The organism is Streptomyces sp. GC420 (genome assembly GCF_009916105.1).
Taxonomy (GTDB): Bacteria; Actinomycetota; Actinomycetes; order Streptomycetales; family Streptomycetaceae; genus Streptomyces.
Window position 1 is genome coordinate 1 of sequence record NZ_JAAAXQ010000743.1, and the last position, 1,417, is coordinate 1,417.

The window sequence follows — 1,417 nt, forward strand, 5'->3', positions numbered from 1 at the left end:
GGGTGAGACCTGATGCCGAGCCGATTGTGGTGAAGTGGATGATCCTATGCTGTCGAGAAAAGCCTCTAGCGAGTTTCATGGCGGCCCGTACCCTAAACCGACTCAGGTGGTCAGGTAGAGAATACCGAGGCGTTCGGGTGAACTATGGTTAAGGAACTCGGCAAAATGCCCCCGTAACTTCGGGAGAAGGGGGGCCACGTCCGGTGATGAGCTTCGCGCTCTGAGCTGGGGGTGGCCGCAGAGACCAGCGAGAAGCGACTGTTTACTAAAAACACAGGTCCGTGCGAAGCCGTAAGGCGATGTATACGGACTGACGCCTGCCCGGTGCTGGAACGTTAAGGGGACCGGTTAGTCACTCTTCGGGGTGGCGAAGCTGAGAACTTAAGCGCCAGTAAACGGCGGTGGTAACTATAACCATCCTAAGGTAGCGAAATTCCTTGTCGGGTAAGTTCCGACCTGCACGAATGGCGTAACGACTTCTCGACTGTCTCAACCATAGGCCCGGTGAAATTGCACTACGAGTAAAGATGCTCGTTTCGCGCAGCAGGACGGAAAGACCCCGGGACCTTTACTACAGTTTGATATTGGTGTTCGGTTCGGCTTGTGTAGGATAGGTGGGAGACTTTGAAGCTCAAGCGCCAGCTTGGGTGGAGTCGTCGTTGAAATACCACTCTGGTCGTGCTGGATGTCTAACCTGGGTCCGTGATCCGGATCAGGGACAGTGTCTGATGGGTAGTTTAACTGGGGCGGTTGCCTCCTAAAGGGTAACGGAGGCGCCCAAAGGTTCCCTCAGCCTGGTTGGCAATCAGGTGTTGAGTGTAAGTGCACAAGGGAGCTTGACTGTGAGACCGACGGGTCGAGCAGGGACGAAAGTCGGGACTAGTGATCCGGCGGTGGCTTGTGGAAGCGCCGTCGCTCAACGGATAAAAGGTACCCCGGGGATAACAGGCTGATCTTCCCCAAGAGTCCATATCGACGGGATGGTTTGGCACCTCGATGTCGGCTCGTCGCATCCTGGGGCTGGAGTCGGTCCCAAGGGTTGGGCTGTTCGCCCATTAAAGCGGTACGCGAGCTGGGTTTAGAACGTCGTGAGACAGTTCGGTCCCTATCCGCTGTGCGCGTAGGAGTCTTGAGAAGGGCTGTCCCTAGTACGAGAGGACCGGGACGGACGAACCTCTGGTGTGCCAGTTGTCCTGCCAAGGGCATGGCTGGTTGGCTACGTTCGGGAGGGATAACCGCTGAAAGCATCTAAGCGGGAAGCCTGCTTCGAGATGAGGACTCCCACCCACTTGATGGGGTAAGGCTCCCAGTAGACGACTGGGTTGATAGGCCGGATATGGAAGCCAGGTAACTGGTGGAGTTGACCGGTACTAATAGGCCGAGGGCTTGTCCTCAGTTGCTCGCGTCCACTGTGTTG

Annotated in this window: 1 rRNA gene; it reads left to right on the forward strand. The window is 56.6% G+C overall.

Annotated elements, in window-relative coordinates:
- A 23S ribosomal RNA gene (locus GUY61_RS38310) occupies positions 1-1,394 on the forward strand; the annotation flags it as partial.
- Positions 1,395-1,417 lie beyond the last annotated feature (23 nt).